At 70.2% G+C, this 6,413-nt stretch carries 6 protein-coding genes; 1 reads left to right on the top strand and 5 read right to left on the bottom strand.

Going from position 1 to position 6,413, the window contains the following annotated elements; all coding sequences use genetic code 11:
* Window positions 1–603, bottom strand: a 603-nt coding sequence (locus FLV34_RS35690) for a serine protease (RefSeq protein WP_369074162.1), incomplete at its 3' end; no start/stop codon positions are given.
* Window positions 604–904: 301 nt separating this feature from the next.
* On the opposite strand from FLV34_RS35690, the gene FLV34_RS35685 reads away from it, so the two are divergent.
* Window positions 905–1,471, top strand: a complete 567-nt coding sequence (locus FLV34_RS35685) for a hypothetical protein (RefSeq protein WP_147945202.1) — start codon at window positions 905–907, stop codon at window positions 1,469–1,471.
* Between the two features lie 17 nt (window positions 1,472–1,488).
* On the opposite strand, the gene rsmA is transcribed toward FLV34_RS35685, so the two are convergent.
* From rsmA to FLV34_RS35665, 4 genes are all read right to left on the bottom strand, one after another.
* Complete coding sequence (gene rsmA, locus FLV34_RS35680) at window positions 1,489–2,343, bottom strand: 16S rRNA (adenine(1518)-N(6)/adenine(1519)-N(6))-dimethyltransferase RsmA (RefSeq protein WP_142651992.1); 855 nt, start codon at window positions 2,341–2,343, stop codon at window positions 1,489–1,491.
* Between the two features lie 19 nt (window positions 2,344–2,362).
* The gene (locus tag FLV34_RS35675) at window positions 2,363–3,220 is read right to left on the bottom strand and encodes a TatD family hydrolase (protein WP_147945201.1); all 858 of its coding nucleotides are present in this window, start codon (window positions 3,218–3,220) and stop codon (window positions 2,363–2,365) included.
* A gap of 2 nt (window positions 3,221–3,222) precedes the next feature.
* Window positions 3,223–4,809 carry a methionine--tRNA ligase gene (gene metG / locus FLV34_RS35670; protein ID WP_142651994.1) on the bottom strand — a complete coding sequence of 529 codons (1,587 nt, stop codon included), beginning with the start codon at window positions 4,807–4,809 and terminating at the stop codon, window positions 3,223–3,225.
* A 194-nt stretch (window positions 4,810–5,003) separates the two neighbouring features.
* Window positions 5,004–6,245 carry a glycosyltransferase gene (locus FLV34_RS35665; RefSeq protein WP_221890027.1) on the bottom strand — a complete coding sequence of 414 codons (1,242 nt, stop codon included), beginning with the start codon at window positions 6,243–6,245 and terminating at the stop codon, window positions 5,004–5,006.
* Window positions 6,246–6,413: the final 168 nt, after the last annotated feature.

The raw sequence follows: 6,413 nt of genomic DNA, 5'->3' as shown, positions 1-6,413 counted from the left end.
GTTGTAGACGGTCACGAACGCGTAGTCGCGGTCGCCGTCCTCGTAGACGTCGAAGTCGTAGTGGGTGTACGCGGTCTTGCCCACGTAGATGCCCCACGGCGTCTTGCCGTTGTAGTAACCCGGGACGAAGACCCACTTGTCCAGGGTCGCCTTGTTGCTCTTGGTGTCGTACACGCAATGGCCGGCGGTCGCCACCAGGTTCTTGTACTGGCTCTGCACGGAGGTCGCCGAGCACCAGTGCGGCTTCTTGTCCGCGCCGATGAAGAACACCTTGCCGGTGGTCTTCGGCAGGTTCACGTTCTTCGACGTGCCGGAGGAGGCCTTCTTGTCACCGCTGGAGCCGACCACGCCGGCCTTGGTGTCGGCGGAGGCGCCGCCAGTGGACACGTGCTTGGTGGGGACCGTGGTCTCCACCGCGTACGGCGTCGCGTTGACCAGGTTGGCCTTGTTCTGGCCGTACCAGAACGCGGCGACCTGCTGGGCGGCGAAGTTCGTGCTGGCCAGGGTGTCGTGCGGAACGGAGTCCGCGTGGGCGGGGGTGGCGACGGCCGCAGAGGCCAGCAGGCCGACCGCGATGCCGCCGAGGGTGAGGGTGCGCTTCAACTTACTACTCCCTGGTCTGATCGTCGGGCGCCATTGCGCCCCATCCGTCAGTAAAGGACGGCTAAAAGCTATCTGAGGATTTGCTGTCAGTGACCGCCCTAGTGGTTTTCGGTCTGAGTCACCCGTCAAGATCTCGACCGTCGCCGCCGCCCGCACCCTCTCGGCGGCCGTCACGTTTTCGCTGATCACACGGGCCGCCGTCGCCGCAATGTCACGAATTGTCACTGATCGACACATGTGCTCGGTGTGATGTAAATCACACTTCTTCGATGGAACGGATCTCCCGTCGATCACGTCCAAATTGGCCCGATCAACGGGGTCGCCGCCACCGCCAGTTCAGCTCGCCCGGCTCCGGAGCCGGGCCGGGGAAAGCACCCCCATCGACCCCCTCTTCGGCGGCTCTCGCGATACCGGCCAGCGCCATCGCCAGGAAGCGCCGCCGCAGCTCGCGCGTGCGTTCGGGGTCGGGCACGCGTACGGCGGCGCACCCCTCCAGCACAAGGCCGAAGTCGTCGGCGACCAGGTCGCGGCGCTGGACGACTCGGCCCGCGCCTGGGCGACGGTGGACGACGACGCAGAGCAGGTGCCGGTGCCGCTCCCCCAGGGCCCCATGCCTGCGTGGCTCGCGGCCGGCGCGTGCGCGCTCGACGCGGCGGTGCACGCCTGGGACATCGCCGTGGCCACCGGGCGGCCCTCGCCGCTCACCCCGGAGATGGCCGTGCCCTTGATGGAGGTCGCCACCCGGATCGTCGAACCCCTCCGGGCCTACGGCGCGTACGCTCCCGCCATCGAAACCGGCGACGATGCCGGCGACGATGCCGACGCGGTGGCCGCGCTGCTGGCCTACCTCGGCCGCCGGCCGATCTGAACCGGTTCCAACCGGTTCTAGGTCGCCGCCGCGGCCCGCTGCTCGGCGATGCGGGCGAAGTCCTCGATCTTCAGTTGCTCTCCGCGGGCCGAGGGGTCGATCCCCGCTCCGAGCAGGGCCTTCTCGGCGGCGGCCGCCGTACCGGCCCAGGAGGCGAGCGCGGCCCGCAGCGTCTTGCGGCGCTGCGCGAACGCCGCGTCGACGGCGGCGAACACCTCCCGCCGGGTCGCCGTCGTCACCGGCGGCTCCCGCCGTACGAGCGAGACCAGGCCGGAGTCGACGTTCGGCGCGGGCCAGAAGACGTTGCGCCCGACCGGGCCGACCCGGCGCACCTCCGCATACCAGGCGGCCTTCACCGAGGGAACGCCGTAGATGCGCGACCCCGGCGTCGCGGCGAGCCGGTCGGCGACCTCCGACTGCACCATCACCAGCCCGCGCCGCAGCGACGGCAGCACCTCCAGCAGGTGCAGCACGACCGGCACTGACACGTTGTAGGGCAGGTTCGCGACCAGCGCGGTCGGCTCGGTGCCGAGCTCGACCGGCCCGACCTTGAGGGCGTCGGCGTGCACCACCTTCAGCCGGCCGGCCACCTCGGGGGCCCGCTCGGCGACCGTCAGCGGCAACTGCTCCGCCAGCACCGGGTCGATCTCCACGGCGACGACCTCGGCGACCTCCGGGAGCAGGGCGAGGGTGAGCGAGCCGAGGCCCGGCCCGACCTCGATCGCCACGTCGTGCGGCTCGACGCCGGCGAGCCGGACGATCCGGCGGACGGTGCCGCCGTCGATCACGAAGTTCTGCCCCAGCTTCTTCGTCGGCCGGATGTTCAGCTTCTCCGCGAGTGCGCGCACTTCGACCGGCCCGAGCAGACTCATGCCTCCAGTGTCTCCCGCGCTACCAGGCGCCGAAGACGGTCTCGCCGTTGGCCGTGATCCGGGCGGCGAGGTCGGCGAGGTCCATGCCCTTGACCTCGGCGAGGCAGCGGAGCGTCAGCGGGATCAGGTAGGGCGCGTTGGGCTTGCCCCGGTGCGGCGTCGGCGGCAGGTAGGGCGCGTCGGTCTCGACCAGGATCAGCTCGGGCGGCGCCACCGCCGCCGCCTCGCGCAGATATCCGGCGTTCTTGTACGTCACCGGGCCGGAGAACGACATGAAATAACCGGCGTCCACACACCGCTTGGCCATCTCGGCGTCGCCCGAGAAGCTGTGGAAGACGACCACGTCGGGCGCGCCCTGGTCGGCGAGCACGGCGAGCACGTCGTCGTGCGCGTCGCGGTCGTGGATCACCAGGGCCCTGCCGGTCCGCTTGGCGATCTCGATGTGCGCGCGGAAGCTCGCGTGCTGGTCGTCCTTCGACGCCCAGTCGCGGAAGTAGTCGAGGCCGGTCTCCCCGACCGCCCGCACGTCCGGCCGCCGCGCGAGGTCCTCGATCTCGGCGAGGACCTCGGGCGTGGCGGCGTGCGCCTCGTTGGGGTGGATGGCCACGGCCGCGTAGACGTCCCGGTGCCGACCCGCCACCTCGGCGTTCCACCGGGAGGACGGCAGGTCGTATCCGACCGTCACCAGCCGCGTCACGCCGACCGACTTCGCCTCGGCGAGGATCGACTCGACGCTCGCCCCGGCGGCCTGGGCCGCCAGCGCGACCGGGTCACCCGAGGACGCCTGCCGGTTGCCGACCATGATGTCCAGGTGGCAGTGGCTGTCGAAGACCTCACCCGGCAGCGCATCGGGCGGCGCGGGACGCTCACGCGACATGGTCAGGCGTTCTCCAGCCTCGGGAAGAGGATCTCGCCCTTGACGACCTGCGCCCCGGCGGGCAGCTTGCCCCAGGTGGCGACATCGGCGATCCGCTGGTCGGCGAGCGCGCCGAGGTGCGGCTCCGCCCCGAGGGACGCCCACAGCTTCTCGCTGGTGGCGGGCATGACCGGGTTGAGCAGCACCGCGATCGCGCGCAGCGACTCGGCCGCCGTGTAGAGGATCGTGGCGAGCCGCGCCTGGCCCTCGGGCGAGGCGTCCTTGGCGACCTTCCACGGCGCCTGGTCGCTCAGGTAGCCGTTGACCTGCTTGACGAAGTCGAAGATCGCGCCGATGCCGCCCGCGAAGTCGAGGTTGTCGCCGATCGCGGTGTCCGCCTGGGCCACCGCCGCGGCCAGGCCGTCCGCGATCGCCTGCTCGGCCGGGCCCGCGTCCTTCGCCTCCGGCAGCACGCCGTCGAAGTACTTGCCGATCATCGCGGCGACCCGGGACGCCAGGTTGCCGAAGTCGTTGGCGAGCTCGGAGGTGTAGCGCGCGGAGAAGTCCTCCCAGGAGAACGAGCCGTCCTGGCCGAACGGGATCGCCCGCAGGAAGTAGTAGCGGTAGGCGTCCACGCCGAAGTGGCTCGTCAGGTCACGCGGCGAGATGCCGGTGAGGTTGGACTTGCTCATCTTCTCGCCGCCGACCAGGAGCCAGCCGTTGGCGAAGATCTTGCGCGGCAGCGGCAGGTTGTTGGCCATCAACATGGCCGGCCAGATCGCCGCGTGGAACCGCAGGATGTCCTTGCCGACCAGATGGACGTTCGCCGGCCAGGTGTCGTCGAACTTCGCCTGGTCGGAGCCGTAGCCGACGGCCGTGGCGTAGTTGAGCAGCGCGTCGATCCACACGTAGATGACGTGCTTGGGGTCCCAGGGAATCGGGACGCCCCAGTCGAAGGTCGAGCGCGAGATCGACAGGTCCTGCAGGCCCTGCTTCACCAGCTGCACGATCTCGTTGCGCGCCGAGGCGGGCTGGATGAAGTCGGGGTTCTGCTCGTAGTGCTCCAGCAGGCGCGGGCCGTACGCGGAGAGCCGGAAGAAGTAGTTCTCCTCCTTCAGCCACTCGACCGGGCGCTTGTGGATCGGGCACAGGTCGCCCTCCAGCAGGTCGCCGGGCGACTTGTACTCCTCGCACCCGACGCAGTAGGGGCCCTCGTATTCGCCCTTGTAGATCTCGCCCTTGTCGTACAGGTCCTGCACGAACTCCTGCACGCGGTCGGTGTGGCGCGGCTCGGTGGTGCGGATGAAGTCGTCGTTGGCGATCTGGAGGTGCTCCCAGAGCGGCTTCCAGGCGTCCTCGACGAGCTTGTCGCACCACTCCTGCGGCGAGACGCCGTTCGCCTCGGCCGTGCGCATGATCTTCTGACCGTGCTCGTCCGTGCCCGTGAGGTACCACACCTTCTCGCCGCGCTGGCGGTGCCAGCGGGTGAGCACGTCGCCCGCGACGGTCGTGTAGGCGTGGCCCAGGTGCGGGGCGTCGTTGACGTAGTAGATCGGCGTCGTCACGTAGAACGCCGACTCCCCGGATGCAGTCGTTCCTGTAGCCGCCATGTGCGAATCCTATCGGCCCCGGAGAGATGACTCCCCGGGTTGAACCGCCGTACGCCGCGCCCGGACGCGGGGCGAGCGCCACGCGCGCCGCGGAGACCTCGTCAGCGCGGGACGCGCGCCACGGAGGCCCTGTCAGCGCGGGGCGCGCGCCGCGGGCGCGGTCCCGCGCGGACACCGTGCCGGCGCGGCGCGTGTCAGGCCACGGACTCGCGGTCGGCCACGGTCTCGGCCTCGCGGCTGACGGCCTCGGCGGCCTCCTCGGCCGCGGACGCCGCGATGTCGACCGGGTTCTCCCGCGTACGGCGGATGCCGAGGATGCTGATGAACAGCGACGCGAAGATCGTCTGGAAGCTCATGATGAACGCGGTCGCCGACGGCACGACGAGGCGCAGCGACTCGGCCGGGATCAGCTCGCCGAAGCCCTTGCCGCCCCAGTGGGCGAGCGAGGCCACCAGGCCCGCGAGACCGGCCACGGCCAGCGCGCCACCCGCGAGCAGGCCCTTCTCCAGCGTGACGACGTCGACCAGCCTGCGGATGCGCCGGTCCTCGGGGAGGAAGCCCTCCTCGGCCGCGTACACCTTGGTGAACAGCGCGAACAGGACGGCCTGGAAGCCGATGACCACCATCGCGGACGCGCCGACCAGCGTGTCGACGTCGAAGGCGAGCTTGCCGATGTAGACCGGGCCGAACGAGAGCACGGCCCCGGCGACCAGGCCGAGGCTCATCAGCACCAGGCCCGGGATGAAGAACAGCCAGCGCGGGCTGTACAGCATCAGGAAGCGCAGGTGGCGCCAGCCGTCCCGCCAGGAGCGCAGGTGCGGCGGGCGGGAGCGGCCGTCGGGCGACAGGGTGGTGGGCACCTCGCGGACGTCGAGCCCCTGCAGCGTGGCCTTCACCACCATCTCGGAGGCGAACTCCATGCCCCCGGTCTGGAGCCCCAGCCGCAGGATCGAGTCGCGGCGGAAGCCGCGCAGCCCGCAGTGGAAGTCGCCGATCTCGCTGGGGAAGAACAGCCGGCCGATGAACGACAGGACCGGGTTGCCCAGGTAACGGTGGAGCGGGGGCATGGCCCCCGGAGCGATGCCGCCGCGGAACCGGTTGCCCATGACCAGCTCGGCGCCGTCCCGGAGCTGCTCGACGAAGGGCATCAGGTTCGTGAAGTCGTAGGAGTCGTCGGCGTCGCCCATGATGACGTACTTGCCGCGGGCGGCACGGATGCCGCCGATCAGGGCGTTGCCGTAACCCTTCTCGTCAATATGGACAACCCGGGCGCCCGCGTCGCGGGCAAGCTGTTGGGAGCCGTCCGTACTGCCGTTGTCGGCGATGACCACCTCGCCGTCTATTCCGTTCTCGCGCATGCAGGTGAGAGCCTTGCGAACACAGATCTCAACGGTCTCGGCCTCATTGAGGCATGGCATGACAACGGTAAGTTCCACGTCGCAACTCCTCGCATATGACGGCAGGACACCAATGATGCCCGCTTCCCCGTAGCGCCCGAGTCAAGTCCGTGAAACGGCTGGCATTCTGTAACCGTGACTCCACCCACCGCTGGGGCGGCGGGCTCCCCGCGTCGCCGGCCAAGCGGCGTCGCAGAGGACGAGCCC

Source organism: Microbispora sp. CSR-4, from assembly GCF_008033685.1.
GTDB lineage: Bacteria > Actinomycetota > Actinomycetes > Streptosporangiales > Streptosporangiaceae > Microbispora.
Note: the sequence above shows the minus strand (reverse complement) of the source record. Positions and strands in the feature narration are given on the sequence as shown.

Bases quoted from the DNA above. Each gene is read 5' to 3' on its own strand.
- FLV34_RS35675 (WP_147945201.1), bottom strand. From the start codon at position 3,220: ATGTCGCGTGAGCGTCCCGCGCCGCCCGATGCGCTGCCGGGTGAGGTC.
- metG (WP_142651994.1), bottom strand. From the start codon at position 4,809: ATGGCGGCTACAGGAACGACTGCATCCGGGGAGTCGGCGTTCTACGTG.
- rsmA (WP_142651992.1), bottom strand. From the start codon at position 2,343: ATGAGTCTGCTCGGGCCGGTCGAAGTGCGCGCACTCGCGGAGAAGCTG.